The sequence below is a fragment of the Microbacterium sp. ZXX196 genome, assembly GCF_009709595.1.
GTDB lineage: Bacteria > Actinomycetota > Actinomycetes > Actinomycetales > Microbacteriaceae > Microbacterium > Microbacterium excoecariae.
Genome location: NZ_WMEE01000012.1, coordinates 33,890 through 58,976 on the forward strand (window position 1 = coordinate 33,890; position 25,087 = coordinate 58,976).

The following is a 25,087-nucleotide window of genomic DNA, read 5'->3' on the forward strand; positions in this document are numbered from 1 at the left end:
GAGCACCCTAGCGACCCCGCGTTTCGGACCCGCGCTGGTCGTCGCGGATCACTCCGCGCACCTCCTCGAGGTGTCGGGCCATCGCGGCGGCCGCCCCCGTGCCGTCGCCGGCGCGGACGGCGGCGAGGATGGCGCGGTGCCCCGCGAGCGCGACGGCGCGCCCGTTCGCTGTGTCGTGCGCGGGGGCGACGCCGGCCGCCGAGGCGCCCGCGAGGCCGCGCGCGGCGGCGGACACCAGGGGGTTCGCCGCCCCCTCGGCGAGCGCGAGGTGGAACTCCGCGTCGGCCGCGGCGGACGCCCCGGGGTCGCCCGCGGCCTCCGCCTCGGCGACGAGATTCTCGAGCCGCCGCACGCTCGCCTGCGTGGCGCGGCGCGCGGCGCGCGAGGCGATGCCCGGCTCGAGGATGTCCTCGAGGTCGGCGACGTCGCGCCACGTGCCCTCGGCGCCGGCGAGCGCTCCGCGCACGGCGTCGGCGCCCTCGGCGGGCTCGGCGACGATCGTGCCGCGCCCGTGATGCCGGGTCACCATGCCGCGGGCCTCCATCTCGGCGAGCGCCTGCCGCACGGTAGTGCGCGAGACGGCGAGCGCGTCGGCTAGCGCGCGCTCGGAGGGCACCCGCGCGCCGGGCGGGAACTCGCCGCGGCCGATCAGCGAGGCGAGGTGCGCGACGACGTCGGCGCTCAGGCCGCGGGAGCGGTGGGGCAGGTCGGGTATGGCGGGCACAAATCCTCCAACTGGTCGAGTGGTCTGACCAATACTGTGCCGCAAACACGCGAAAACCGACGTCGATTCACGTTTCAGGCGTGTGAAATCTGTGTCACCAAACGATTGAATGGCAATTTTTTCGCGAAATCCCGGCCTAGTGTCGTCGCAGGTCCCTGGTCGGACCACCCACAGCCCCACGACGCAAGTAGCCCCACATGACACTTATTGGTCCTACCACTTCGGCGACGGAGTACCGGCTCGACGCCGACGCCCCGCTCCCGGAGGGCCTCCTGGCCGCCTTCGAGCGATACGAATCCGCCCTTGCGACCAACGACGTCGACGCCCTCGACGACGCCTTCGAACCGTCCGACTTCTCGCTGCGCGGCGACGGCAGCCACATGCTCCGCGGCCGCGACGCGATCAGCTCGTTCCGCGCCGCCCGCGGCGGCGTCCCGGGCCGCGCGATCGAGACGCTCCACGTCCGCGTGCTCTCGGATGAGCTCGCGATCATCATCGCGATGCTGCGCTCCCCCCGCGGCGGCCGCGGCCAGCAGACCCACGTGTGGCGACGCCGCCACGGCGCCTGGCGCATCGTCGCGGCGCACGTCTCCTCCACTTCCTCGCGCCCCCTCGACACCACGCTGTGGACGGCGGCGGGGGATCCCCTCCTCCCCCCGGCCGGCACCGGCGCCCTCGACGGCGTGACGGTCGCGGTGAAGGACCTCTTCGACGTCGAGGGGCACCGCGTCGGCGCGGGCGTCCCCGCCTTCCGCGCCGAGCAGTCGCTCGCCGATCGCAACGCCGCCGCCGTCCAGGCGCTCGTCGACGCGGGCGCCTCGGTCGCGGGCATCGCCCACTCGGACCAGTTCGCGTACAGCCTCTCCGGCATCAACAGCCACTACGGCACCCCGACGAACCCCGCGGCGCCCGACCGGATCCCGGGCGGATCCTCGAGCGGACCCGCCGCGGCGGTCGCCCGCGGCCACGCCGACCTGGGCCTCGGCACCGACACGGCCGGATCCATCCGCGTCCCCGCCTCGTATCAGGGTCTGTGGGGCCTGCGCACGACGCACGGCGCCGCGAGCCTTGCGGGCACCGTCCCGCTCGCGCCGTCCTTCGACGCGATCGGCTGGCTCGCCCGCGACGCCGAGACGCTGCTCTCCGCAGCCCGCGCGGCGCTGCCCGCGGCCGGTCCCACCGCGCCCGCCCGGCTCGTGCAGATCCACGAAGTCTCGGCGCTCGCCTCGACGCCCGTCCGCGCCGCGTTCGACGAGGTCGCCGGCGCGCTCGGCGCCCAGTCGATCGCGCCGGGATTCCCCCTCGAGGAGTGGTTCGCCGCGTTCCGCACGCTCCAGGCCTGGGAGGCCTGGCAGGCCCACGGATCCTGGATCGCCGCGCACCCGGGCCAGCTCGGCGCCGACGTCGCCCCGCGCTTCGAGGCAGCCGCTGCGGTCACGGCCGCCGAGGCGGATTCCGCTCGCGCGGTCGTCGAGGCGGCGCGCGCAGAGATCCGCGAGGCCCTCGCCGGCTCGACCCTCATCCTCCCCTCGACCGCGAACCCGCCCATCCGGCTCAACGCGGTGCAGGAGGCCATCGACGCCGACCGCGCCCACACGCTGCGGCTGACGTTCCTCGCCTCCCTCGCGGGCCTGCCCGCCCTGTCCGCCCCCCTGCTCGACGTGGACGGCCTGCCCGTCGGCGTCTGTTTCGTAGGCCCCGCCGGATCCGACGTGTCCCTGGTCGAGACCGCGCGGGACCTCACCCGCTCCACCCCCGTGCACCACCCGAACACCATGGAGATCTCATGACCCTTCGCTCCCCCCGGCGTCGCCTGGTGGCCTTCGCCGCCCTCGGCCTGACCGCCGCCCTCCCCCTCGCCGCCTGCTCGTCGTCGTCCTCGGACGAGGCCGCGTCGTCGGACGAGACCACGTCGCTCGACATGGTCCTCGCCTGGTACCCCGACCCCGAGAGCGGCGGCTTCTACGCGGCCGAGGCTGCGGGCGCCTACGACGAGGCCGGCATCGACATGACGTTCACGCCCGGCGGCCCCAACGTCTCGGCAACGCAGATCGTCGCGAGCGGCCGCTCCGAGTTCGGAATGACCGACGCCGCGGGCATCCTCGAGGCCCGCGCCGAGGGGATCCCCGTCGTCGCGATCGCCGCGATGTACCAGATCAACCCCGTCGGCGTCATGGTCCACGCGTCGCAGAACATCGACGGCTTCGAGGACATGACCGACATGACCTTCATCTCGCAGACGGGCCAGGCCGGCCCCGAGTGGGTGGGCCGCGAGCTGGGCGTCGAGCTCCAGACACAGGCGTACAGCGGATCCATCGCCAACTTCATCAACGACGACTCGCTCGTCCAGCAGGGCTGGCCGACGAACGAGGTCTACCAGGCGCTCGAGCAGGGCGTCGAGACCGACTTCTTCCCCTACGCCGAGGCGGGCTTCAACCCGTACAACGACGTCATCTTCACGACCGAGGACTTCCTCGCCGAGAACCCCGACGTCGTCTCCGACTTCCTCGAGGTCTCGATGCAGGGTTGGTCGGACTACATGAGCGACATCGACGCGGCCACGGCCGGCAACGACGCGCTCCTGGCGGCCAACGAGGAGCAGTCGTCCGAGCTCACGTGGTTCGCGTGGGACCAGCAGCGCGAGTACGTCGTGGCCGAGGAGGGCGCCGACCAACTCGGCGCCATGACCGAGGAGCGGTGGTCGACCCTGATCGACCAGCTCGTCGAACTCGACCGCCTCGAGGAGCCGCTCGACGCCGCGGAGGCGTTCGACGCGTCCTTCCTGCCCGACATCGCGGCGCCCACCGAGCTCCCCGACGCCCCCGAGGGCAGCTACTGATATTGCGGCCGGCCCCGCACCCTGCGGGGCCGGCCGTCCGATCACCCAGACGGAGAAGATCCTCATGTCCACCGCCACCCTGACCACGCCCGACACGACGGCGGCCGCCGAGCCGCTCATCGAGTTCGCGCAGGTCGAGAAGACCTACAGCAACGGCTTCCAGGCCGTCACCCCCTTCGACCTGTCGGTCGGCCGCGGCGAGATCGTCTCGCTGGTCGGGCCGTCGGGCTGCGGGAAGACCACCATCATCCGCATGGCGGCGGGCCTGTCGAAGATCACCGGCGGCACCCTCACGCGCCGCACGGACGACCTCGCGTACGTGTTCCAGGATCCGACCCTGCTCGCGTGGCGGAACGTCCGGAGCAACGTCGAGCTCGTCGCCAAGCTCAAGGGCGTCGACAAGGCCACGCGCCGCGATCTCGCGACGCGCGCGATCGAGACGGTCGGCCTGTCCGCGTTCGAGAAGGCGCTCCCCCGCCAGTTGTCGGGAGGCATGAAGATGCGCGTCTCGCTCGCCCGCGCCATCACGGGAGCCCCCGACCTCCTCATGATGGACGAGCCGTTCGCGGCGCTCGACGAGTTCACCCGCGCGACCATGCAGGCGGAGCTCCTGCGTCTCTGGCGCGTCAACGACTTCAGCGCGATGTTCATCACGCACTCGATCAGCGAGGCCGTCACTCTCGGGCACCGCATCGTCGTGATGGCGTCGAAGCCCGGCCGAATCCAGGCCGTGATCGACTCCCCCAGCCCGCCCACGAAGGACGGCTCCCCCCGCGACGAGCGCGCGCTCGCCGAGCTCGGCGCCCACGTCTCCACCCTCCTGGCAGGAGCCCACTGATGTCTGTCACCCAGGACAAGACGGCCCGCGCGCCGTTCCTCTCCGTCATCGTCGCCGAGCCCGCCACGCGCGCCCGGCGCGGGACCCGGGCCCGCGGGTTCCGCCGCGCGGTGCTCCCGCCCGCGATCGCGCTGGTCGCGTTCGTCGCGCTGTGGCAGGCCATCGTCTCGATCTTCGAGATCCCCCCGTACCTCATGCCCGGCCCCGGCGACTTCGCGGTCGCGATCGGCGAGCGCCTCGTCGAGATGCTCCCGGCGACATGGGTCACGATCCAGGAGTCCTACCTCGGGTTCCTTCTCGCGGCGGTCTCCGGATTCCTCGCGGCCCTCATCATGGCGCGCTGGGATGTCGCGGAGCGCGCGCTGTACCCGTACCTCGTCATCCTCCAGACGATCCCGATCATCGCCGTCGCGCCGCTGTTCGTCGTGTGGTTCGGCGCGGGCATCGGCACGAACGCTCTGATCGCCGCGATGATCGCCGTCTTCCCCGTGGCCGCGAACGGCCTGCAGGGCCTGAAGTCCACCGACCGCAACCTCGTGCAGCTGTATCGCATGGCGGGGGCGAACCGCTTCATCCAGCTGTTCTCGCTGCGCGTGCCGTCCGGCCTCCCCCAGCTGCTCACGGGCCTCCGGATCGCGGCGGGCTCGAGCGTGATCGGCGCGATCGTCGGCGAGTTCGTCGCCGGAATCGGCGGCGGCGACGGCGGCCTCGGCTACGTCATCACGCTGAACGCGACCCAGCTTCGTACGGCCGACCTCTTCGTCGGCGTCCTGCTCGCGAGCGTCGTCTCGCTCGTGCTGTTCGGCGCCGTCGCCCTCATCGAACGCCAGCTCCTGAAGCGCTGGCACGAGTCCGCCCTTCCCGAGGAGGAATGACCATGACCACGCACCGCCTGGCCGAGCTGTCGACCGCGCAGATCGCGCGCCTCGACAAGACCGACGCCGTCGCCGTCCAGCCCATCGGCGCGATCGAGCAGCACGGCGCGCACCTCCCGGTGATCACCGACGCCCTGACCGCCGAGGCGATCAGCGACCGTGCCATCGCCGCGCTCGGGCCGGACAGCAACGTCTGGATGCTCCCGACCCTGTCCTACGGGAAGTCCACGGAGCACCTCGGCCGCGCCGGCACGATCGCGATGTCCGCCGCGACGCTCATCAGCGTGTGCATGGACCTCGGCCGATCGCTCGCGGCGAGCGGATTCCGCAAGCTCGTGTTCGTGAACGGGCACGGCGGACAGCCGAACCTGCTCGACATGGTCGCCCGCGACATCCGCGTCGAGACGGGCCTCGAGGTGTTCCCGCTCATGCCGGGCCGCTTCCCGCTGCCCGAGGGCATCGAGCCGGCGGATCCGCACTACGGGATCCACGGCGGGCACATCGAGACGAGCATCGTCTGGTCGCTGCGCCCGGACCTCGTGCAGATGGAGCACGCAGTCAAGGACGGCCACGTCCTCGGCGAGATCTACGCGGGCATGCGCCACCTCACCCTCGAGGGCGCGGTCCCGACCGCGTGGGTCACCGACGACGTCTCGGCCTCCGGCACGATCGGCGACCCCACGGCGGCCACGCGCGAGGTCGGCGACAAGATCGTCGAGAGCCAGGTCGCCACGCTCGCCGAGGTACTCACCGAGATCCGAGCGTTCTCGTTCCCCGAGGTCGCGCTGCCGGAGGTGCGCTGATGGCGATGCGGCCGCGCGACTGGGCACGGTCTGCCGGGCACGTCGACCTCCGGCGCCCGCCAGCGCCGCCGCGCCCCGCCACGATGGACGCGCTCCCCCAGCGCGTCACGGTCGACCTGGAGCGCACGGCGATCGTCGTCGTCGACATGCAGAACGACTTCTGCGCGCCGGGCGGCTGGCTCTCGAGCATCGGGGTCGACGTCTCCGGCGCGGCCGGGGCCGCCGCCGCGATCGGGCGGATCCTCCCGCCCCTGCGCGCGGCGGACGTGCCCGTGATCTGGCTGAATTGGGGCAACCGCCCGGACCGCGCGAACCTGCCGCCGAACGTGCTCCACGTCTACGACGGCGACGGCACGGGCGGCGGGATCGGCGAGCGCTCGGGCGAGAGCGAGGCGGTCCTCACCCGCGGCAGCTGGGGCGCGGCCCTGGCGCTCGGGCTCGAGGCCGAGCCGGAGGACGTGCACGTCGACAAGTTCCGCATGAGCGGGTTCTTCGACACGCCCCTCGACGCGATCCTGCGCGCCCGCGGGATCGACACGATCCTCTTCGCGGGCGTCAACGCCGATCAGTGCGTGGTCGCGACGCTCATGGACGCGGCCTCGCTCGGGTACGACGTCATTATGGTGGAGGGCGCGAGCGCCACCACCTCGCCGCAGTATTGCTACGACGCGACCGTATATAACGTGCGTCAGTGCTTCGGGTTCACCGTCGGCACCGACGAGCTCGTCGCCGCCCTCACGCCAGCGCGCTGAGGGAGTGGAAGCGCCGCTCGTGATACACGAGCGGCGCTCCCGCGTGCTCGACGCTCATCGCGTGCACCTGCAGGACGATGATCTCGTGGTCCCCCGCGGGCGTCGTGGAGACGACCTCGCAGTCGAGCCACATCGTCGCGCCGCCGACGAAGAGCGAGCCGCCGTCCGTCTCCGTGACCTCGAGGCCCTCGAATCGGTCGCGCGAGCGCGAGGCGAGCTGCATGCACGCGTCGGCCTGCGTGGCGTCGAGGATGCTCACGCCGATTCGCGACGCGCGGCGCAGCACGGGCCATGTCGACGACGCGTTCTGCACCGAGAACATCACCATCGGCGGGGCGTAGGACACGCCAGCCGAGAACGACGAGGCGACCATGCCGACGCGCACGCCGTCGACGACGGCGCAGATGGCGGCGATGCCGGCGGGGAAGCGCCCCATGGCGCCACGGACCTGCTCAGGCTCGGCCGAGATCTCGACGAGCGTGCGGATGGCTGCGGTGTCGACGGGAGACAGGAGAGTCATGGCGGTGCTCCTTCTGAGCGGGGCGGATGGCCGGGAGTCGGAAGCGGGGTGTGCCCCAGTATGGAAAGGCGCAATTGCGCCACCGTCACGCCCTCGTAAAACGACCGTTGCGCCAACGCGATCCGCGCCCTGACGCGGATCGCGGCGGATCCCGCCGCCTACGCGAACGTGAACTCGTCGACGACGTCGGGGTCGGCGGTGAGGCGGCGGCCCGTCTCGAGCGCGTCGAGGCGCGCGACCTGGTCGGGCGTGAGCGCGACCTCGAGCGAGGCGAGGTTCGCCTCGATGCGCGCGCGGTTCCCCGAGCGCGGGATGGTGGAGACGCCGTGGGCGCGGTGCCAGGCGAGGATCACCTGCGCGGGGCTGGCCCCGGCCTCCTCCGCGACGGCGGCGACGACCGAGTCCTCGGCCGGGCGCACGCGTCCGTCGGTCGGCCCGCCGAGCGGCGAGTACGCCTGCGTCGCGATGCCACGCGCGCGGTGCGCCGCGAGCGCGCCCGCCTGCGAGAAATACGGGTGGCGCTCGATCTGGTTGAGGTCCGGCCGGCGCCCGCCGGCGGCGTCGAGCCGGTCGAGGTGCGCGGGGGTGAAGTTCGAGACCCCGGCGGATCCGATGATGCCCTCCTCCGCGAGCGCAGCGAGGGCATCCCAGGCGCGGATGGTCCGGTCGAACAGGTGGGGCGACGGCCAGTGCAGCAGCACGGTGTCGATCCGATCGCGGCCGAGGAGGCGGCGGCTGACGTCGACGGCGCGGGGCACGTCGTCGTAGTCGGCCATCCACACCTTCGTCGTGACCTGGACTTTCTCGGCCGCGCCCCCCGCCTGGCGGAGCGCGGATCCGACCGCGTCCTCGTTGCCGTACGCGGAGGCGGTGTCGATGAGCGGGTAGCCGGCGTCGATCGCGTGGCGGATCACCAGGGCGGCGTCGCCGCCCGTGATCTGCCACACGCCGAAGCCGATCGGCGGCAGATAGACCGGGGCGAGGGGCGTGCGATCGCGTGGAGCGAGTGGAAGCGGCGCCGGTGGTAGACGAGCGGCACGCGGTCGTCGGCGACGCCCATGCCGTGCACCTGAGCGACAGCGGATCCACCCCACGCACCCGGATCCTCGAAACCGCCCTGTCACACGCCTCCACGCGCCCCCGGACCCGATTCACCCCCGACGATGAGCATGCGAACGCGCACGGCGAACCACCACCGTTCTGAGGAGGCTCGCGACGGAACGACTGCCGCGCGTCGTCAGTTGCTGGAGTTGCTGCTCACGCCATCGCTGGTCTGCGCGACGACCGGCGATGCGGTCGCGGCGTGCGGGTCGGCACCGCGGGGGGCGGCGAGTCGAGCGTTCGGGTCCGCCACACCGGCCGCATCCGCGATGTCGAAGACGAGCTCGAGGCTGCGGGCGTTGTCGGCGACCGTGGCCGGACGCCGGGACTCCTCGCCTTCCATGACGCGCACGAAGGATCGCCACGCCACGAGCAGGTCTTCATCGTCGACCACAGGTGAGGGCGGCACGATTCGCAGAGGGTGCCTGTCCGCCTCGACGCGCACGCCCAGATCGCGCACCTGGATCACACCGTCGTCGCCCTCGAAGGTCCAGTCGCCATCCCACGACGTCGGGCGCCCGCGGGCAGCCCAGGTGGCGCCGTAGGAGACCTCGGCTCCCTCCGCGAGCGCGAGCCGGGCATCGACATCCGTCATGCCCCATACGCGCGCGTCGTCGGGTCGCCCTGCCTCGGCGGAGAGCACCCGCGCCTCCTGCCCCGTGAGGAAGCGCAGGAGGTCGAGATGATGAATGGACATGTCGGCCAGCAGCGGATGCGCGAGCACCGCGCGCGCGCCGTCGGTCAGCTCAGGCTGCGCGAACTGGATGGTCACGCGGCGCAGACGGCCGATGGCGGGGAGGTGGTCGAAGACGGCGCACGCCCACCCGCGCATGCGGTAGTTCTGGTTGACGCGCACGGCGACGCCCGCGCTCTCATCGAGCGCGACCATCTCCTGCAGCTCCGAGCGCGTCGGGACGAGAGGCTTCTCGCACAGGACGGGCAGGTCTCGGCCAACCGCGAGCCGTACCGCCTCGAGGTGTTCGCCGGGCGGCAGTGTCACAATGACCGCGTCGAGATCCTGGTCTCTGAGGAGACTCCGATAGTCGTCGTACACCCGCAGCCGCGGGGAGCGCGAGCTGATCTCCGCTCGCCTGCTCCGGGCGGCGACGGCGACGACCTGGACACCGGGCTCCGGCGCGAGCACGCGCTGCCACGTCTGCCCCCACCTGCCCATTCCCAGAATCCCGACCTTGCGCATCCGCACTCCTTCTTATAGGAGTGAGGGCGGCGGAGATGATCCGCCGCCCTCACTAGCTGGTTCAGCCCGCGTAACCGGTGGGCGGAGTCAGCACTCCGCGCTCGATCAGCTTCTTGATGTTGTTCGCACGCGTCGTGTCCTCGCGCGCGAGCCAGTTCTCCTCCGGGGGAGCGTCGAGGTACTGGTTCTTCGGGTAGATCGGGGTGTCGTAGATCGCCCGGTACTGCTCGGTGCGCAGGTCCTTGAACTGGTTGTAGAGACCGTTCGCGACCCGAGCGCGACGCAGCGCCTCGATGTCGATCGTCGTACAGACGAAGGAGTCACCCGTCGTCCACCCACGCTGCTGCGTGAGGATCTGCCCGCGCGGGCCGACGATCATGGACTGACCGCCGAAGAGGTCCTGCACGCCGCCGTCGTCGCGGTACTCGGGCCCCAGGTTGGGCGCCACGACGTACGCCGAGTTGAACATCGCGTGGGCGCGGTTCTGCAGCTCCCACATCCCGTTCTGCACGGCCGGCTCGATCAGCGTCGGACGAATGATGATCTCGGCGCCGTTCATCGCGAGACCGCGGGCGATTTCGGGGTACACGCCCTCGTGGCAGATGGCGATGCCGATGTTGCCGATCTCGGTGCGGGCGACGGGGAAGATCGCGTCCATGACGTTCCCGTTGCCCTTCTTCTCGATGAACTCGTCCCATACGTCGTGCGGGTTCATGTTCCCCAGCATGCCGCCCTCGTAGGCGTCGCTGGTCGCCTTGTAGCGCTTGTAGACGATCTCGCCGTTGGGGTCGATGATGAACGCCACGTTGAAGTATCGGTCGGGGAAGTCGTCGTCCTTCACCATGTAGAGCTCGGCGGCGATGTATGAGTTGAGCTGGCGGGCCTTCTTGGCGAGCTCGTCGGTCTCGGGTCCGGGGATGGTCACCGCGAAGTGGGCCTCCCGCTCCCGGTTGCCGGGGGTGTTGGCGATCATGCCCTGGATGGCCATCTCGGGCAGGACCACGAGCTTCACCGGTGCGCCCTCCCACGCCCCGACCATGAAGGACGTGTCGATGAACTCGTTGATTCGCTTGACGTTCTCGACACCATCGCCAGGATTCTTCACGGTGAAGGTCCGGGGCGACACTGCCACAACGGCGAACGGGTCAATCATGTGCTTCTCCCTTGTATACCGGACCGCCATTTCGCTCGCGGCGTGGTCCGAATGTGTACGTACGGGCGGCGGAGACGGCCGGCCCGCGTAGGGACGGGTGACGGCTCCACTGCCGTCGCTAAGTTAGCGCTCACTCAGCGTATGACAGCACTTCGCAGAGCGCAATAGGGCTCTTTAAATACCTGTTCAAAAGCCTATTTTTGCGTTACCAAACATCGTTGCGGCCATCTAACCGAGATAGCGCTACTTTGCGCGGGACGGAGAAGCCTGCGCTCAGCGGGCAAGGGGCCCGTCAGCGCCGCGGACGCGGCGGTGCCGTCGTGTCGCGCACGACGAGCACGGGCTGGATGAGCGGAATGTCGCCGCGAGCCTCTTCGCGGATCATCTCGAGCACGCGGGTCACCGCGATGTGTCCGATCGCCTCGAAATCGAGGGTGACGGTGGTGAGGGCCGGCCGGAAGTAGGCGGACTCCTTGACGTCGTCGAACCCGACGACGCTGACGTCCTCGGGCACGCGGAGCCCGCGGTGCTCGAAGGCCTTGATGAGCCCGAGCGCGAAGGGATCGTTCGCGGCGAATACGGCGGTCACGTCCTCACGATCGGCCAGGAGCAGTCCCGCTCGATACCCCTCCTCCGCCGACCAGCTCGCGCCGCGGATCGCCGGCGGCGCAACCTTGCCGCGCGCCGAGAGCTCCTCGGTCCAGCCGCGCGACCGCGCATCGGCCGCCATCCATCCGGGAGGACCCATCACATGGAAGACCGACTCGTGGCCGAGGTCGAGCAGGTGCCCCACGGCGAGCCGCGCACCGCGAACCTCGTCGATCGAGATGCTGTTCGGGCTCTCCGGAGAGCCCTGCTCGAACGTGATGATGGGCGTCTCGGTGTCGAGCGCATGCACGACGGAGAGCGCTTCGTAAAGAGGCGCGAGCACGATGATGCCATCGACGGCGTCGGGACCGATGGTGTCGAGCGCACCCTGTATGGTCGCCCGGTCCAGCGAGCCGAGGGTCACGAGCCGCGTCGAGTAGCCGTGCTTGCGAGCCTCCTCCGAGATGCCGTACAGCGCCTCGGAGGGGCCGAGCACCGACAGCTGATAGCTGACGAGGCCGAGCGTCATCGTGCGGCTGCTCGCGAGCGCGGATGCCGCCGGGTTGCGCCGATACCGCAACTGGGCGATCGCGGTCTCGACCCGCTCACGGATGTCGGGGGCGACATTCGTGGCACCGTTGACGACCCGCGACACCGTCTGCTGCGAGACGCCGGCCAGCCGAGCGACGTCGATCATGCGCGCGCCGCGACCCCGCGAAGCGAGACGTTCACGGGAGTTCTGCCGAGTCGGGGGAACCGGAGCTGCAGACGCGGACATGACCTCATTATGCAGCGCACCGGCTCCCCCGACGGACAGCCCAGACGGAGCTTCGGACGTCAGCGCCGGTAGCGCAGCACTTCGGGGTGACGATCGTAGGGCCACTCCGCTCCCTCGACCATGTACTTCCGTGTGGTGTACGAAGCGTCCATCGTGCTCTTGAGCGTCGGCGGCCCGTCGAAGCCGACCACGCCCCACCCGATGCGATTCGCGTTGCCCCCGTAGACCGGGTCGGCGTAGAACCCCTGCCTGGTGTTGAGCACGAGGAGCGGGAAGAACTCCAACAGGTCCTCGTTCACCGGCTGGTTGCCGGCCGGAGCCCCGCCACGACCCGTGCCCTCGTCGTCCGCCACCGAGTACCGCGATGGGCGCGGCGCTCCGGCGAGCTTCTCCAGCACGGCATCCTGCTGCTCCTCGGAGAGCTCGACGAAGTCGCTGCCGCCGAGCGCGCGCGCGATGGAGTCGAGCGTCTCTACACCGTCGCGGTAGAACTGCCGCCGGGTGTCGATACGCTCCTGCCAGGCGCTCTCCTCGAGCCCCTCCATCCGGAGGAAGCCGATTCCGTCCGCTGCAGCGAACACGAACTGCGTGCCCGCCAGCATGCGATCGATGAATCGCACGACCTTCGCCTCGCGTGCGCCGGGGTGGTGATCGGTGGGGATGATCCGCGCCGTGGCGGCCTCGATCGTGTCCCACTCGTGTGGGGTGAAGAAAATCGGCCCCGCGACGTCGTCCGTCGCGATGGGCACCGTCACCCAGTCCGCCTGTCCCATGTCTTCTCCTTCTTTTCGATTCCGCGCGTCAGCGCTTCTTCCAGTCGTGGCGGTCCACCTGCAGGATCCGGTCCGCGCACCGCCATGCGTTCGCCATGATCGTCAGCGCGGGGTTGATGCCCGTCGCCGTCGGGAAGAAGCTCGCGTCGAAGACGTAGAGGTTCGGCACCTCGTGCGAGCGGCACCAGCGGTCGACGACGGATGTCGACGGGTCGTCTCCCATGCGCGCGGTGCCGAGCTCATGCGAGGTGTTGCCCGTGATCCGCTCCATGTTGACGGGGATCACCTTGGAGGCCCCGGCGGCCTCGAGGATCTCGCCGTTCTTGGCGACCTGCCAGCGCTCGTGCGCGAAGTCGTTCGCGTGCGGCGTGTGGGTGATGCGCGCGACCGGCAGGCCCCAGGCATCCTTCACGTTCGGGTCGAGGTCGACACGGTTGCTCTCGACGGGCATGTCGTGCAGGAGCATGCCGATCTTCATGCTGTGGTTGAAGAAGTCGCGGTCGGCGTCCTTCGCGGCGGGGCCCCAGCTGGGGCGTCCCGGGAAGCTCCAGTTGATCGGGTGCCCGATCATCGAGGGGAAGATGAGCGATCCGAGGATGTGGCCCCGGCTCTCGTCCGTCTCGTAGAAGTCGAACGAGCACAGGCTCATGTAGTGGCCGGCCCAGCCGTACAGCGGGTCGTGAATCTCCTTGTCGAAGAGGCCCACCGAGAACGAGTACTGGTGGAAGGTGGCGTTCTTGCCCACCATCCCGCTGCCGTTCCCGAGTCCGTCGGGGAAGAGCGACGAGGTCGACATCAGCAGCAGCCTCGGGGTCTCGATGCCACCGCCGCACACGATGACCGCCTCGGCGTACTGCACGAACTCGTCGCCGTCCTCGTCCTGGTAGCGGACACCGGTCGCCCGGCCGTCGCTGCCGACCAGGATTTCGCTCACGTAGCAGTCGGAACGCAGGTCGTAGCGCCCGGTTGCGATGGCGTCGGGGATGAAGGAGATGAGCGTCGACGACTTGCCGGTCCCGGGATCGGGATACTGCTGCCAGAACCCGTTCTCACTGAAGGGCTCGCGGCCGCGGTACGGCTCGGTCACCATGCCCTGCGGCATCGGGAACGTGCTGTGCCCCATCTTCGCCATCGCGGTCGCGAAGGTGCGGCCGATCTGGCTCAGCGGCGAGGGCTTCGTCGGGTATCCCCGGCTGCGCCAGGCCTCCCACTTGTTGGCCCCGGCCAGGCCCGAGGTGCCGAACTCCCACTCCACCCGCGTGTAGTAGGGCTCGAGCTCGTCGTAGGTGATGGGCCAGTCCACGAGGCTCGCGCCCGGCACGTCGCCGTGCAGAGACCGGAGCTTGAAGTCGCTCTCGGCCATGCGCGGCACCATGCCGCCCCAGTGGGTCGTGCCTCCCCCGACCACCTGAGGCGTCGCGGAGAAGTTCGTGATGACCGCTTCTTCCTGATCGTTCTGACGATAGGTGCGGGGCTTGAGCTTCGGGTCCTGCCAAATGAAGTTGCGGTTGAGGTACTTCAGCTCGTCGCCCGACGCATGCTCGGGCTTGAGCCACGGGCCGCGCTCGAGGCCCACAACCTTGAGGCCCGCCTCGGTAAGAACCTTCGCGGCGGTCGCGCCACCGGCACCGGCGCCCACGATCACGACGTCGACGGGCTCGGGGTTACGTTTGGTCGTCATTTTCCATTCCTTCTCTCGTGGCCTGCGTCACCGCGTCAGCGGCCGACCAGTGCGCTTTCTCCGTCGACGCCGTCGCGTCCGGCGGCAACCAGGGGCTTCAGGGCGTCCCACAGGGCGTCGGGGATCGCCACATCGAGCAGTGCGACCGTCTCCTCGACGCGCTCGGGGCGCGACATCCCGACTATCGTCGACGTGATGCGGGGGTCGGCGACCGAGAACTGCAATGCAGCGGCCGCGAGCGGCACGCCGTGCGCTTCGCACAGGCGCTCCATCTCCAGCACGCGCGCCAGAGTCCCCTCGGTGACCGGCTGGTAGCAGTAGCGCGGAACCTGCCGCGGCCCCCGCGAGAGCATCCCGCCGCCGAACGGCGCGGCGTTGACGACCGCGACCCCGCGCCGTGCGGCGTCTTCGAGGAGCGGCTCCGCCGACTGGTCGACGAGGGAGAAGCGGTTGTGCGTGATGACCACCTCGAAGGCCTCGGTCGCGAGGTACTGGAGCTCGAGGTCGATCGGGCCGCCCGCGACGCCAAGGTGGCCGACCACGCCCTGGTCGCGCAGCTCGATGAGGGCCTCGAGCGGACCGCCGGGGGCGACACCCTCTTCGAAGGAGATCTTCTCGGGGTCGTGCAGGTAGACGAGTGAGAGCGTGTCCTGGCCCAGCCGCTCCAGGCTCTCCTCGACCGACCGCTTCACGCGGTCGCCGGAGAAGTCCGAGCTCCCGCGGATCGGGTCGACCTTCGTCGCGACTACCACGCCATCGGGGATACCGCCGCGCTCCGCCAGCGCGCGACCGATCCGCAGCTCGCTGTTGCCGCCGCCGTACTCGTTCGACGTGTCGATGAAGGTGAAGGGACCATCGAGCACGCGACGGATGGTCGCGACCGCCGTCTCGTCATCCACGTCGTATCCGTACTGCTCGGGGAAGCCGCCGAGGGCGCTGGTGCCCACACAGATTTCGGAAACGCTCAGGCCGGTGCGGCCGAGGGGGCGGACAGTCATGGGTTTCTCCTTTGTTCTTCGGTCCGTTAGATGACCGCGAGGGGACGGTGGCGTGCGCTGTCGCGCACGATGAGGTCGGGGACCACGGGGCGGGCCGGGTCGGGCCGGGCCCCGGCGATGAGCTCGAAGATGTGGTGGGCGGCACGACGGCCGACCTCCGCGAAGTCGAAGCGCACCGTGGTGAGCGGGGGCCGGAAATACTCCGAACCCGGGATGTCGTCGAAGCCCACGACCGAGATGTCGTCGGGCACGCTCAGGCCCGCAGCGTTGAACGCCTTCATGGCGCCGAGGGCCATCTGGTCGTTCGCCGCGAAGACGGCGCTCACATCGGGGACCACCGATAGCTGCTCGGCGCACCCGGCACCGCCGGCGGCGGTCCAGTCGCCCTCGACGGTGGCCGGCGGCTCGATGCCGCGGGCCTGAAGGGCGAGGCGCCATCCCGCGATGCGAGCCGACGTCCCGAGCCATCCCTCCGGTCCGCTGATGTGATGGACCGTCGGGTGACCCAGGTCCAGGAGGTGCGCGGTCGCCAGTTCCGCGCCGCGCACCTCGTCGGTCACGACCCGCTGCTCATGGGCGTGCGCGCCGGGATAGAAGAGGACGAGCGGCACGTCGACGTCGACACCCTCCATGGCTGTCAGCGCGGCGTCCACGGGCGCGAGCACGATGATGCCGTCAACGCTGTCGTCGATCAGATGACCGACGGCCTCCGCCATGCTCTCGACGTCCACATCCAGCAGGCTCGTGAGACTCGTCGAGTATCCGGCCTCCTGCGCCTCGCGGGCGATACCCGCTAGTGCCTCCGACGGGCCGTACTGCGCCAGCCCAAAGCTGACCACCCCGATGCTGAAGGTTCGGTTGGTCGCGAGCGCACGGGCGGCTGGATGCCGGCGGTACCGCAGCTGCGCCACCGCCCGCTCCACGCGCTCCCGGATCTCAGGGCTCACTCCCCCGGAGCCGTTCACCACGCGGGAGACGCTCTGGTGCGAGACGCCCGCGAGGCGCGCGACATCGATCATGCGCGGTCCGCGGCCTTCGCGGGCTGTCGGAGACATGGGGGTACTCTCCCTTCCGGGCTAGCAGCGAGAGACGAATCGTTCAGGCGGTCAGGCGGTTGCCCTCGCCGGTGAGCGCCCGAATCTCTTGGAGAAGAACCCCGAGATCCGCTGCACTCCTCCGGCGCTCGAGAGGAACACCGCGATGATGATTACGGCTCCCTTGATCACGAGCTGGGGCTCGGAGGATATCCCGACGAGGTTCATGATGTTGATGATCGTCGTGAGCACGAACACGCCGATCACCGCGCTGATCGGGTCGCCCTTGCCGCCCATGAGCGACGCACCGCCCACCACGACCGCCGCGATCGCATCGAGCTCGTAGCCGACGCCGATCAGCGAGCTGCCCTGTCTCAGCTGGGCCGCGGCGATAAGGCCGGCGAGCCCGGCGAGCACGCCCGACATCGTGTAGGTGATCAGGAGGTTGCGGGCGACCGGGAGACCCGACAGGCGAGCTGCCTCGGGGTTGCCGCCGATCGCGTACAGCGAGCGGCCGAAGGTCGTGAACTTGGCGAGGATCGCGCCGGCGATCGCCACGGCGATGAAGATCCACACGGGGTTGCGCACCCCGAGGAACGCGCCCCGAGAGAACGCCTCGATGAACCCCTCGTTGAGGATCTGGATGAGGCTCGTGGACTGGATGATGTAGCTCAGCCCCTTGACCGCACTCATCATGGCGAGCGTCGCGATGAAGGGCGGGATGCGCAGGAAGACGACGAGGATGCCGTTCACGAGGCCCGCGAGGCCGCAGCAGAACAGGGTGATGGCGACGGAGAGGCCCGCCGACATCCCTGTCTGGAGCGTGAGCGCCACGACCACCGTCGACATCGCGAGGATGGAGCCGACCGAGAGGTCGATGCCACCGGTCAGGATGACGAAGAACTGCCCGACCGCGAGCACCGCCACGATCGACGCCGCCGCGATGACGTTCTCCGCGTTGCGGATGGAGAGGAATCCGGGTGAGACGGCGTAGCCGATGGCGATGATCGCCAGGAGGACCAGCAGAAGATAGCTCTTCGGCAGCGCCTTCTTGCCGAAGGAGCGCAGGCTCGCCGCCGGCCCCGTGGCCCCGGCAGGCGCCGCCTCTCTGCGAGGGGTTCCGTCAAGTGTGTTGCGCGACATTGCTTTTTCCTTTGAGGTTTTCAGGACGTGTGTTCAGGCGAAATGCGCAAGGATCGCGCGGCCTTGGGGGTCGATCTGGTCATGCTCCAGCTCGGCGACGACTCGGCCGCGCGCCATGACCAGCACGCGGTCACACATCATCGCTTCGCTGATCTCCGACGTCGACACGACGACGGTTCCGCCCCCTGCTGCGAAATCGCGAAGGAGCTCGTACATGTCTTCCTTGGCTCCGACATCCACGCCGCGCGTGGGCTCGTCGCAGACGAGGATGCGGCAGTTGCGCACGAGCCACCGGGCGAGGATCGCCTTCTGCTGCGTGCCTCCGCTGAGCGTGGAAAGCGGCTGGTGCACGCTGGAGACTTTCATGCCGAGCCGCTCGACCATCGCGGCGGCGGTGGCGTTCTCGCGCTTGCCGTTGATGAAGCTGAGGCGGCTGAACTGAGGCAGGCTCGCGAGGGTCACATTGCCGGCGACGCCCATGTCCGGGATGAATCCCGCGCTCTTTCGGTCCTGGGGCAGCAGCCCCACACCGCGGCGGATGGCATCGCGCGGCGCCCCGAAGGAGACCCGCTTGCCGTCGATCGCGATCTCGCCGCTCCCGCTCTCGCGGGCACCGGCGAGGAGGCCGGCGAGCTCGGACTGACCGCTGCCGATCAGACCGACGACGCCCAGCACTTCGCCCTCGCGAAGCTCGAACGACACGTCCTTCACGCGCTCTCCCTCGGAGAGGCCGGAGGTGGAGAGCAAGACGTGCTCGCGGGCCCCGGATCCCATGCGAGGGGCGCGTTCGCCGCGCATCGCGGCATCCGCCATGGATCCTTCGAGGCTCTTGCCAACCATCGCGCTGACCACGTCGGCGGGCACCGAGTCGGCCGTCCGCAGGTCGGCGGCGTTCACGCCGTCGCGCAGGACGGTGACGGCATCGCACAGCGAGTAGAGCTCGTCCATTCGGTGGGAGATGAACAAGAGAGTCACGTTCTGCTCAGAGAGCGAACGGAGCACCGTGAACAGCCGCTCGACGTCGGGGAGCGGCAGGGTCGAGGTCGGCTCGTCGAGCAGGAGCACGCGGGCATCCTTATCCAGCGCCTTCGCCAGCTCCACGGCCTGCTGTTGGGCGGTCGAGTAGCTCGCGACGGGCAGCGTGACGTCGAGGTCGAAGCCCACGCGGTCGAGGGCGGCGCGCGCTCCCATGTTCATGGCCGCCCAGTCGACGGCGCCGCGCTTTCGGGGAAGCCGCCCCAGGTAGATGTTCTCGGCAACCGAGAGAGAGGGGACGAGCGAGAGCTCCTGGAAGATCGTGTGGATGCCGGCACGCTGGGCATCCATGGGCTCGCGGAAGCGCTGGAGCTCCCCGCCGAGCCGGATCGTGCCGGCGTTGGGTTCTTCGGCGCCCGAGAGGATCTTCACCAGGGTCGACTTGCCTGCGCCGTTCTGACCGGCAAGGGCATGGATGCTGCCCCTGGCGACGGAGAAGCTGACGCCCTTCAGCGCCTGCACGCCCGGGTAGCTCCTCGTGATTCCCTTGAGCTCGAGCTCCACCGGCGGCTGGTCGTGCGGAGAGTCCTCCACACGTGCGGCTGTCGATGCATTCATGGTGTGTTGTTCCTTCAGATCGCGTCGGTTCGCCCGTTTTCGGGCAGGGGATGCCCGGCCGCGGTCACGCCGCAGCCGGGCATCCGGTGTTAGTCCAGCGCCCTCACATACGTGTCCTCGGCCACGTAGTAGTCGGCCGCGTTGTCCGGCGTGACGACCGTCGTGTCGATGAAGAGCGTCTTGTCGGGGCATGCCGACTGGTCGCCGTTGTATGCGGCGAGCGCCATCTTCACCGCCGTCGCGCCCTGATCCCAGGGCTGGTTCGACGCCGTCGCCTGCAGCGGGCCGGTCGGGTCGTCGAGCATCTCCTTGACGGAGACCATGCCGCCGTCGTAGCTGGAGAGGATGATTCCATCGCCCCAGAGGCCCGCCTGCTGGAGACCCGAGCTGACGCCGCCGTTCATGACGTCGCTCATGCTGTAGACGATCTTCAGGTCGGGGTTGGCCGTCGCGACATCGCGGATCGGGGCGAGGGCCTTGTCGGGCTTCCACTCGCCGTACTTCGTCTCGAGCTTGGTCGTCTCGACGCCGGGGTGCTCGGCCATGACGGCCTCCCAGCCCTCCATGAAGCCGTTGAAGCGCAGGTCGGTGAGCACGTCGCCGGGGAAGCCGCCGATGCCCACGATCTTCATCTCGCCGGAGTCGCCGAACTTCTCGAGCGCCTTGTTCGCGGCGACCTCGCCGGCCAGCGACCCGGTGTACTCCTGGTCTTCTGCGACGTAGCAGAACATGTCTGGGATGAGCGACTCGTCGAGGTTCGAGTTGACGGTGACGAGGGGGATGCCCGCGTCAGCGAGAGCCTGCACCGACGGCGCGACGCCGATCGGGTCGTTCGGGTTCATGATGACGACGTCGACGCCCTTGGTGATGAGGGTCTGGACGTCGGCGTTCTGGCGGACGGTGTCTCCGTTGGCGTCGAGCATCTCGATGCTTGCGCCGATCGCGTCCGCTTCGGCCTGCCCGCCTTCGACCAGCGTCTTCCACCAGTCGCTGCCGCTGATTCCGCGCTGGGTCCAGCCGATGACCAGGCCTTCGCCGGTGGCCTTGGCCTCGGCATCCGCGTCACTGCCTGCGCCTGTCTGACATCCTGCGACGAGTACGGCCGTTGCGGCGAGCGCCGCAAATGCGAGCACTCTCCTACCGGAACGGGGTGTGCTGATGTGGTCCCTCATTCGACACTCCTTTGTGCGATGACCCGCGTGACCATCGGGATGATCGGTCATCAGTGACCTCGGGCCGCGCCTTCGCGCAGTGCGATGTTAGCGCACTATCAGCGGAACGCAATAGGCCTGTCGAGACAGTTCAGTGAGTTCACCGGAAACCACGACACGAGGAAAGTTCACCTAAATACCTGATGAAACGGTATTTCACGTGCGTCAGACATTTGCCAACGACGCAGAGGCCCGCGGACTCGGGGCAGCCTCACGTCGGGATCGATATATCTGCAAGTTACCGTTCATCTACTGGACGGCGCATCTCGCGAACCACCACCGTTCTGACGGGGTGGCCTGATTCGGAAGGCTCGTCCCCATGCCCCGTCCCTATCCGCCGGAGTTGCACGCGCGCTGTCGCGCTCGTGCGTGCCGGCAAGCAGGCCGACCAGACCGCTGTCGAACTCGTTATCCATCCCGTCACGCTGTCGAACCAGATCCGCCAGGACGACATTGTCCCGCGCCGCCCACGACCCCACGGGGCCGCCCGCGACGCCGGCGCCTCACGCCCCCGTCAGCGCCTCCACCACCCGCTCCGCCATCTGATCGGCCCCAAAATGATCCTCGGCCGTGATCGCCACGACGGCGTCGCCCGAGAAGATGAGCATCTGCCCGTACGCGCCGTGCAGCCGCCACGCGTCTCCCGGCCCGCCCCAGCCGGCGAGCGCGTAGCGGCGGTACGGATCCGCGGACTCCTCCCTGACGAACCACGGCTCATGGAGGGCGCGGACCCACGCGGGCGAGACGAGCGACTCCCCCGCGTTCCGAATGAGGAGCCCGAGGCGGGCGAGCTCGGTGAGGCTGAGGTGGAGGCCCCCGCCGGCGACGATGTGCCCGTTCGGGCAGCGCTCCCACTCGACGCCAAAGATCCCGATCGGATCGAACAGCCGCGCCTGCACAAAAGCCCCCACGTCGCCGACGACGGCGCCGAGCGCCCGCATCGCGGTGTACGTCGAGGCGTTGGAGTACTGGAACGCCCGCCCCTCGGTGGGGCGGGAGAGGAACTCGGCGGCGAGGTCGGGCCAGTCGGTCATGAGGGTCGGCGACCAGGGCAGGTCGATCCCGCTCGTCATGTTCAGCAGGTGCCGGGTCGTGACCTCGGCGGCGCCGGATCCGAGGGGCATCCCCGGCAGGTACTCGGCGACGGGCCGGTCGACGTCGAAGAGCCCCGCGTCGCTCGCGATCCCCGCGGCGATGACGCACACGCCCTTCGCCACCGACTGCACGTCGACCCGGGCGTCCGGGACGGCGTCGAAGCGCGCAGTGTCGGATCCCACCCGCACGTGAATCCCCCGCGCGCCGAACCCGCCCTCCCCCACGAACGTCACGAGCGGGGCGAGGGCACGGGCGGCGGGATCCATGGGGACGATTCTCGCAGGGGGCACCGACACCCGAAGCGCGCGGATCCGGAACCCCGCGCCCCGACACGACACCCCGGCCCCGGGCCCGCCGTGCACAACGCAAGACGCGAAACATGGCAGAATGCTAGCCAGGCGAGATATTTCGCACCCGCCACGGGAGGATGGCGGATGGCCACTCGCGCCCCATCCGGGCGGGCAACCGCCTCGTTATCCTCATACCGACCGCGCTCTCCCGCGGATCGCGGCCGGTCACGGAAGGATCACCCGCATGCCTCACGCAATGCCGTCCTCCCCCCTGTCCCCGAGCGTCGCTCCGGCCGGGGTCGGCACACACGCCACCGTCTCACTGGCGGGGCGAGCGGGCCTGGAGCTCCTGTCCGCCGGCCTCACGGTCTCGGCCGCGCCGCCGGAGGCCTTCCGCGCCCGCCTCGTGTCGGCCCGCATCGGGCACGTGACGTTCCAGGAGCTCACGGCGAACGCCTGGACGATGGTGCGATCGGCCACCGATGTCCGGGAGGCCCCGAGCGATGTCGTCTTCCTCACGCGCGTCGCGCGCGGCGCCCTGCACATCGAGTCGGGCGACGGCGAGGCGCACACGCTGACGGTGGGCCAGTCGGCGGTGCTGCCGCTGTCCCGCGCGTTCCGCAATCACACGATCGGCCCGAGCCGCATCGTCAGCCTCGCCCTACCGGTCGGCGCCCTGCGCATGACGCCCGACCAGGTGGCGCACCGGGCGTTCCGCGCGCTCCCCGCCTCGCCGCTAGACGCCGCGCTCGCGGGGATGACGGACGGGCTGGCGACCGCGGCCCCGACCGACGGATCCCCCGAGACGGCGCTCGTCGCCCGCGCGCTGACGGATCTCGTGCACGCCCGGATCCTCTCCCCCGGCCCCGTCGTGAACGAGGGCCCGCCGCTCGCGGACGTGCGCACGCGGGTGCGCGACCTCATCGCGGCGGAGTACACGGATCCGGATCTCACGGTCGCGCACATCGCGCGCCGCATGAACATCAGCCGCACCCACCTGCACAAGCTGTTCGAGGGCGAGGAGCTCTCGCTCGCCCAAACGATCCGCCTGCGCCGCGTGGAGGCCGCGGGCCGCGACCTCATCATCACCGAGGACGGATTCGAGGAGATCGCCCGCCGCGTCGGGTTCGGATCCCCCGACGCCGCCTACCGCGCCTTCCGCGCCCAGAAGGGCATGTCGCCTGCGGCTTATCGGCGGCGGGGGCTGGGGTTCTAGCGGGGTCATTCGCACACCGCGCTCCAGCGCTCCCGCGGCGCCTCACGACGTGAACGTTCCCGAATACGCGCCAGCAATACGCCTCGGGTAAGGTCACCCTGTTGGCGTCCTACCCCGGGGCGCCCGACCCACTTCACAAAGGAAGGCGCCCCTGAGTGAACCCAGAGAAACATTACCCGCCAACACCTGCGTCAACGACCGAGACGCGCAAAACCAGCGCGTGCTCCGCCCACCACGAAGCGGCCCACGTCGCCGGCGGGCGCACCACCGCACGATACTCATCTTCCGATGCGGCACAGTCAGAATAAGTCGCCTCTGATCCACACGCCCGGGCCACAAGACGATATTTATTTAAACATTCATGCCTCAGCGGCCCAGTGAAATTGACAGCAAAAACATAAGCGCGAGCGGACTCCGACAAATGAATAGCATTTGCATCATACAACCATATATCCCCAATTATCGCCTCCCGTTCTTTGACAGATTGCGCGCGAATCTCGATGATCAGGGGATTCAACTCACTTTGGCAGCTGGCTCACCGCAGGGCAGCCAGCGTTACCGCCGCGACGCGGCCGGGGATGGTAGCTACATCCCCGTTCGATGGACGAACTTAGGCCCTATACACTGGTCTCATAGCGAACGACTAGTTCGAGATTACGACGCCGTAATCTATCCACTCATTGGGACTGACCCCGCTCTAAACATCGCACTTTTGCCTCGCCGCAACTCACGACGCACAAAAATTGGCGTATGGGGTCACATCGGTGCATATGTGAACCCCCCGAACCCGGTCGACCAGGCCATCGAGACATGGCAAATGCGTCGCGCAGACCATGTCTTTGCATACACCGAACGTGGCCTAGAAGAGGCAGTTTCGCGCGGGGTCAACCCTGACGATGTAACCGCAGTACAAAACACAATTGATACCGAAGAAATCGCACGCGCAAGCGCGTCGATCGAGGGTCACGATGTTGCCGCGCTGCTCAAGAAGGTCGGGGCAACACCAGAGCGGACAATGGCGTACATCGGGGCCCTAGATAGCAGTAAGCGAGTAGATCTACTCGCCGATGCACTAGAGCATATATGGGCGATGGACTCATCGGCGCGCGTTCTACTGGCAGGAGCCGGCGATCAACGCCGCCTACTTGATCGCGCTATCGCACGCGGGCAAGTCCTGGATATGGGGTATGCCGATGCGAGCATGAAAGCGCTCATTGGGCAGGCGTCTTCATTGCTACTGAATCCCGGGCGGGTCGGACTCAACGCGGTGGACGCGCTCGTGCTCAGATTGCCGATTTTGACGGTATCGACGTCACGACACGCTCCGGAAGTCGACTACCTCACGCCCGGCTCTAATCTTTTTTCTACGCCCGATGATCCGCATGAATACGCGGTTCAAGCTATGTATATTCTTAAGTCAATGAAGCGCGTCAAGCAGGCCCCTTATCCAACGATAGACTTGATGGTTTCGAGGTTTTCCGCAGGAATATACGAGCTTCTGCGCAATCGCATTTCAGAATAGGAGATTTAAACCAATCGAAAATCCGTACGCAGCATGCTTCCGCACCGGAAAATATGGTTCAGGTGAGCGATCTTGAACCAGAAACTGATGGCAACTGATGACAACTGATTATCTGCACCACGCGGCGCTGGCGGGAAGGCGCCAACAATGCGCTCCGCACGTCCAAATCAGGCTCTTCGGAATCATGGGTGTAGGTGGGGTCTGAAGCCTCCGGCTTCGAGTAACTGAGCCGCCCCCTTCATTCGGTCCGGACGTTCTGTGAGTCGTCGGTTTCCATTTGATGGGTGCACTGTCGAGCGTACTCGGCTGGGGGTAGGTAGCCGAGCGAGGAGTGCCGGCGGTGGTGGTTGTACTCGTCCTTC

General features: G+C 68.9%; 22 protein-coding genes and 2 pseudogenes. 9 read left to right on the forward strand and 15 right to left on the reverse strand.

Translation table 11 applies throughout. The annotated features are described in order from the left end of the window. Positions 1–7 precede the first annotated feature (7 nt). The gene (locus GJQ66_RS10180; RefSeq protein ID WP_196215855.1) at positions 8–724 is read right to left on the reverse strand and encodes an FCD domain-containing protein; all 717 of its coding nucleotides are present in this window, start codon (positions 722–724) and stop codon (positions 8–10) included. Positions 725–921: 197 nt separating this feature from the next. Here GJQ66_RS10180 and GJQ66_RS10185 point away from each other — a divergent pair, with 197 nt between their 5' ends. From GJQ66_RS10185 to GJQ66_RS10210, 6 genes are all read left to right on the forward strand, one after another. After that, positions 922–2,514 carry an AtzH-like domain-containing protein gene (locus GJQ66_RS10185; RefSeq protein ID WP_155049261.1) on the forward strand — a complete coding sequence of 531 codons (1,593 nt, stop codon included), beginning with the start codon at positions 922–924 and terminating at the stop codon, positions 2,512–2,514. Further along, positions 2,511–3,563, forward strand: a complete 1,053-nt coding sequence (locus tag GJQ66_RS10190) for an ABC transporter substrate-binding protein (RefSeq protein ID WP_155049262.1) — start codon at positions 2,511–2,513, stop codon at positions 3,561–3,563. The genes GJQ66_RS10185 and GJQ66_RS10190 overlap by 4 nt, the downstream gene beginning before the upstream one ends. Positions 3,564–3,627: 64 nt before the next feature. Beyond that, positions 3,628–4,401 (forward strand): ABC transporter ATP-binding protein, encoded by a 774-nt coding sequence (locus GJQ66_RS10195; RefSeq protein WP_155049263.1) that lies wholly within the window; start codon positions 3,628–3,630, stop codon positions 4,399–4,401. Continuing rightward, a complete protein-coding gene (locus tag GJQ66_RS10200) occupies positions 4,401–5,276 on the forward strand; it encodes an ABC transporter permease (RefSeq protein ID WP_155049264.1) in 876 nt (291 codons plus the stop codon). Before GJQ66_RS10195 ends, GJQ66_RS10200 begins: the two co-directional genes overlap by 1 nt. A 2-nt stretch (positions 5,277–5,278) precedes the next feature. Beyond that, positions 5,279–6,079, forward strand: a complete 801-nt coding sequence (locus GJQ66_RS10205) for a creatininase family protein (protein ID WP_155049265.1) — start codon at positions 5,279–5,281, stop codon at positions 6,077–6,079. Next, positions 6,079–6,831, forward strand: a complete 753-nt coding sequence (locus GJQ66_RS10210; protein ID WP_155049266.1) for a cysteine hydrolase family protein — start codon at positions 6,079–6,081, stop codon at positions 6,829–6,831. Before GJQ66_RS10205 ends, GJQ66_RS10210 begins: the two co-directional genes overlap by 1 nt. Here the strand turns inward: GJQ66_RS10210 and GJQ66_RS10215 are convergent. From GJQ66_RS10215 to GJQ66_RS10270, 12 genes are all read right to left on the reverse strand, one after another. Further along, positions 6,815–7,351, reverse strand: a complete 537-nt coding sequence (locus GJQ66_RS10215; protein WP_155049267.1) for a flavin reductase family protein — start codon at positions 7,349–7,351, stop codon at positions 6,815–6,817. The two genes, GJQ66_RS10210 and GJQ66_RS10215, sit on opposite strands and share 17 nt — an antisense overlap. Positions 7,352–7,509: 158 nt before the next feature. Continuing rightward, entirely contained in the window at positions 7,510–8,475 is a 966-nt protein-coding gene (locus tag GJQ66_RS10220; protein ID WP_368732873.1) for an aldo/keto reductase, read from the reverse strand. 113 nt (positions 8,476–8,588) lie between these two features. Then, complete coding sequence (locus GJQ66_RS10225) at positions 8,589–9,650, reverse strand: Gfo/Idh/MocA family protein (RefSeq protein ID WP_155049269.1); 1,062 nt, start codon at positions 9,648–9,650, stop codon at positions 8,589–8,591. A 61-nt stretch (positions 9,651–9,711) separates the two neighbouring features. Beyond that, positions 9,712–10,803, reverse strand: a complete 1,092-nt coding sequence (locus GJQ66_RS10230; RefSeq protein WP_155049270.1) for a nitrilase-related carbon-nitrogen hydrolase — start codon at positions 10,801–10,803, stop codon at positions 9,712–9,714. A gap of 292 nt (positions 10,804–11,095) precedes the next feature. Next, the gene (locus GJQ66_RS10235) at positions 11,096–12,088 is read right to left on the reverse strand and encodes a LacI family DNA-binding transcriptional regulator (protein ID WP_155049271.1); all 993 of its coding nucleotides are present in this window, start codon (positions 12,086–12,088) and stop codon (positions 11,096–11,098) included. Positions 12,089–12,228: 140 nt separating this feature from the next. Further along, complete coding sequence (locus GJQ66_RS10240) at positions 12,229–12,942, reverse strand: gluconate 2-dehydrogenase subunit 3 family protein (protein ID WP_155049272.1); 714 nt, start codon at positions 12,940–12,942, stop codon at positions 12,229–12,231. A gap of 28 nt (positions 12,943–12,970) precedes the next feature. Continuing rightward, positions 12,971–14,623, reverse strand: a complete 1,653-nt coding sequence (locus tag GJQ66_RS10245; RefSeq protein WP_155049273.1) for a GMC family oxidoreductase — start codon at positions 14,621–14,623, stop codon at positions 12,971–12,973. Between the two features lie 35 nt (positions 14,624–14,658). After that, positions 14,659–15,621, reverse strand: a complete 963-nt coding sequence (locus GJQ66_RS10250; RefSeq protein ID WP_155049274.1) for an aldo/keto reductase — start codon at positions 15,619–15,621, stop codon at positions 14,659–14,661. A gap of 26 nt (positions 15,622–15,647) precedes the next feature. Next, positions 15,648–16,676, reverse strand: a complete 1,029-nt coding sequence (locus tag GJQ66_RS10255; protein ID WP_230379523.1) for a LacI family DNA-binding transcriptional regulator — start codon at positions 16,674–16,676, stop codon at positions 15,648–15,650. Between the two features lie 51 nt (positions 16,677–16,727). Then, entirely contained in the window at positions 16,728–17,798 is a 1,071-nt protein-coding gene (locus tag GJQ66_RS10260; protein WP_155049275.1) for an ABC transporter permease, read from the reverse strand. Between the two features lie 33 nt (positions 17,799–17,831). Next, positions 17,832–19,391, reverse strand: a complete 1,560-nt coding sequence (locus GJQ66_RS10265; protein WP_155049276.1) for a sugar ABC transporter ATP-binding protein — start codon at positions 19,389–19,391, stop codon at positions 17,832–17,834. An 89-nt stretch (positions 19,392–19,480) separates the two neighbouring features. Next, positions 19,481–20,524, reverse strand: coding sequence for a sugar ABC transporter substrate-binding protein (locus GJQ66_RS10270; RefSeq protein ID WP_368732874.1), 1,044 nt, complete (start codon positions 20,522–20,524; stop codon positions 19,481–19,483). Between the two features lie 397 nt (positions 20,525–20,921). Here GJQ66_RS10270 and GJQ66_RS14750 point away from each other — a divergent pair. Further along, positions 20,922–21,072, forward strand: a pseudogene (locus GJQ66_RS14750) (IS3 family transposase); the annotation flags it as partial. Between the two features lie 33 nt (positions 21,073–21,105). Here GJQ66_RS14750 and GJQ66_RS10275 read toward each other — a convergent pair. After that, the gene (locus tag GJQ66_RS10275) at positions 21,106–21,963 is read right to left on the reverse strand and encodes a serine hydrolase (protein ID WP_155049278.1); all 858 of its coding nucleotides are present in this window, start codon (positions 21,961–21,963) and stop codon (positions 21,106–21,108) included. Between the two features lie 268 nt (positions 21,964–22,231). Between GJQ66_RS10275 and GJQ66_RS10280 the strand changes: the two genes are divergently transcribed. Together GJQ66_RS10280 and GJQ66_RS10285 are read left to right on the forward strand one after the other, a co-directional pair. Then, the gene (locus tag GJQ66_RS10280; protein WP_196215857.1) at positions 22,232–23,203 is read left to right on the forward strand and encodes a helix-turn-helix domain-containing protein; all 972 of its coding nucleotides are present in this window, start codon (positions 22,232–22,234) and stop codon (positions 23,201–23,203) included. Positions 23,204–23,624: 421 nt separating this feature from the next. Further along, positions 23,625–24,725, forward strand: a complete 1,101-nt coding sequence (locus GJQ66_RS10285; RefSeq protein WP_230379524.1) for a glycosyltransferase — start codon at positions 23,625–23,627, stop codon at positions 24,723–24,725. A 238-nt stretch (positions 24,726–24,963) separates the two neighbouring features. Here the strand turns inward: GJQ66_RS10285 and GJQ66_RS10290 are convergent. Next, positions 24,964–25,087, reverse strand: a pseudogene (locus tag GJQ66_RS10290) (IS3 family transposase); the annotation flags it as partial.

Coding starts and splice junctions, on each gene's coding strand:
- GJQ66_RS10185 (WP_155049261.1), top strand. CDS start 922: ATGACACTTATTGGTCCTACCACTTCGGCGACGGAGTACCGGCTCGAC.
- GJQ66_RS10190 (WP_155049262.1), top strand. CDS start 2,511: ATGACCCTTCGCTCCCCCCGGCGTCGCCTGGTGGCCTTCGCCGCCCTC.
- GJQ66_RS10195 (WP_155049263.1), top strand. CDS start 3,628: ATGTCCACCGCCACCCTGACCACGCCCGACACGACGGCGGCCGCCGAG.
- GJQ66_RS10200 (WP_155049264.1), top strand. CDS start 4,401: ATGTCTGTCACCCAGGACAAGACGGCCCGCGCGCCGTTCCTCTCCGTC.
- GJQ66_RS10205 (WP_155049265.1), top strand. CDS start 5,279: ATGACCACGCACCGCCTGGCCGAGCTGTCGACCGCGCAGATCGCGCGC.
- GJQ66_RS10210 (WP_155049266.1), top strand. CDS start 6,079: ATGGCGATGCGGCCGCGCGACTGGGCACGGTCTGCCGGGCACGTCGAC.
- GJQ66_RS10215 (WP_155049267.1), bottom strand. CDS start 7,351: ATGACTCTCCTGTCTCCCGTCGACACCGCAGCCATCCGCACGCTCGTC.
- GJQ66_RS10225 (WP_155049269.1), bottom strand. CDS start 9,650: ATGCGCAAGGTCGGGATTCTGGGAATGGGCAGGTGGGGGCAGACGTGG.
- GJQ66_RS10230 (WP_155049270.1), bottom strand. CDS start 10,803: ATGATTGACCCGTTCGCCGTTGTGGCAGTGTCGCCCCGGACCTTCACC.
- GJQ66_RS10235 (WP_155049271.1), bottom strand. CDS start 12,088: ATGATCGACGTCGCTCGGCTGGCCGGCGTCTCGCAGCAGACGGTGTCG.
- GJQ66_RS10240 (WP_155049272.1), bottom strand. CDS start 12,942: ATGGGACAGGCGGACTGGGTGACGGTGCCCATCGCGACGGACGACGTC.
- GJQ66_RS10245 (WP_155049273.1), bottom strand. CDS start 14,623: ATGACGACCAAACGTAACCCCGAGCCCGTCGACGTCGTGATCGTGGGC.
- GJQ66_RS10250 (WP_155049274.1), bottom strand. CDS start 15,621: ATGACTGTCCGCCCCCTCGGCCGCACCGGCCTGAGCGTTTCCGAAATC.
- GJQ66_RS10255 (WP_230379523.1), bottom strand. CDS start 16,676: ATGTCTCCGACAGCCCGCGAAGGCCGCGGACCGCGCATGATCGATGTC.
- GJQ66_RS10260 (WP_155049275.1), bottom strand. CDS start 17,798: ATGTCGCGCAACACACTTGACGGAACCCCTCGCAGAGAGGCGGCGCCT.
- GJQ66_RS10265 (WP_155049276.1), bottom strand. CDS start 19,391: ATGAATGCATCGACAGCCGCACGTGTGGAGGACTCTCCGCACGACCAG.
- GJQ66_RS10275 (WP_155049278.1), bottom strand. CDS start 21,963: ATGGATCCCGCCGCCCGTGCCCTCGCCCCGCTCGTGACGTTCGTGGGG.
- GJQ66_RS10280 (WP_196215857.1), top strand. CDS start 22,232: ATGCCTCACGCAATGCCGTCCTCCCCCCTGTCCCCGAGCGTCGCTCCG.
- GJQ66_RS10285 (WP_230379524.1), top strand. CDS start 23,625: ATGAATAGCATTTGCATCATACAACCATATATCCCCAATTATCGCCTC.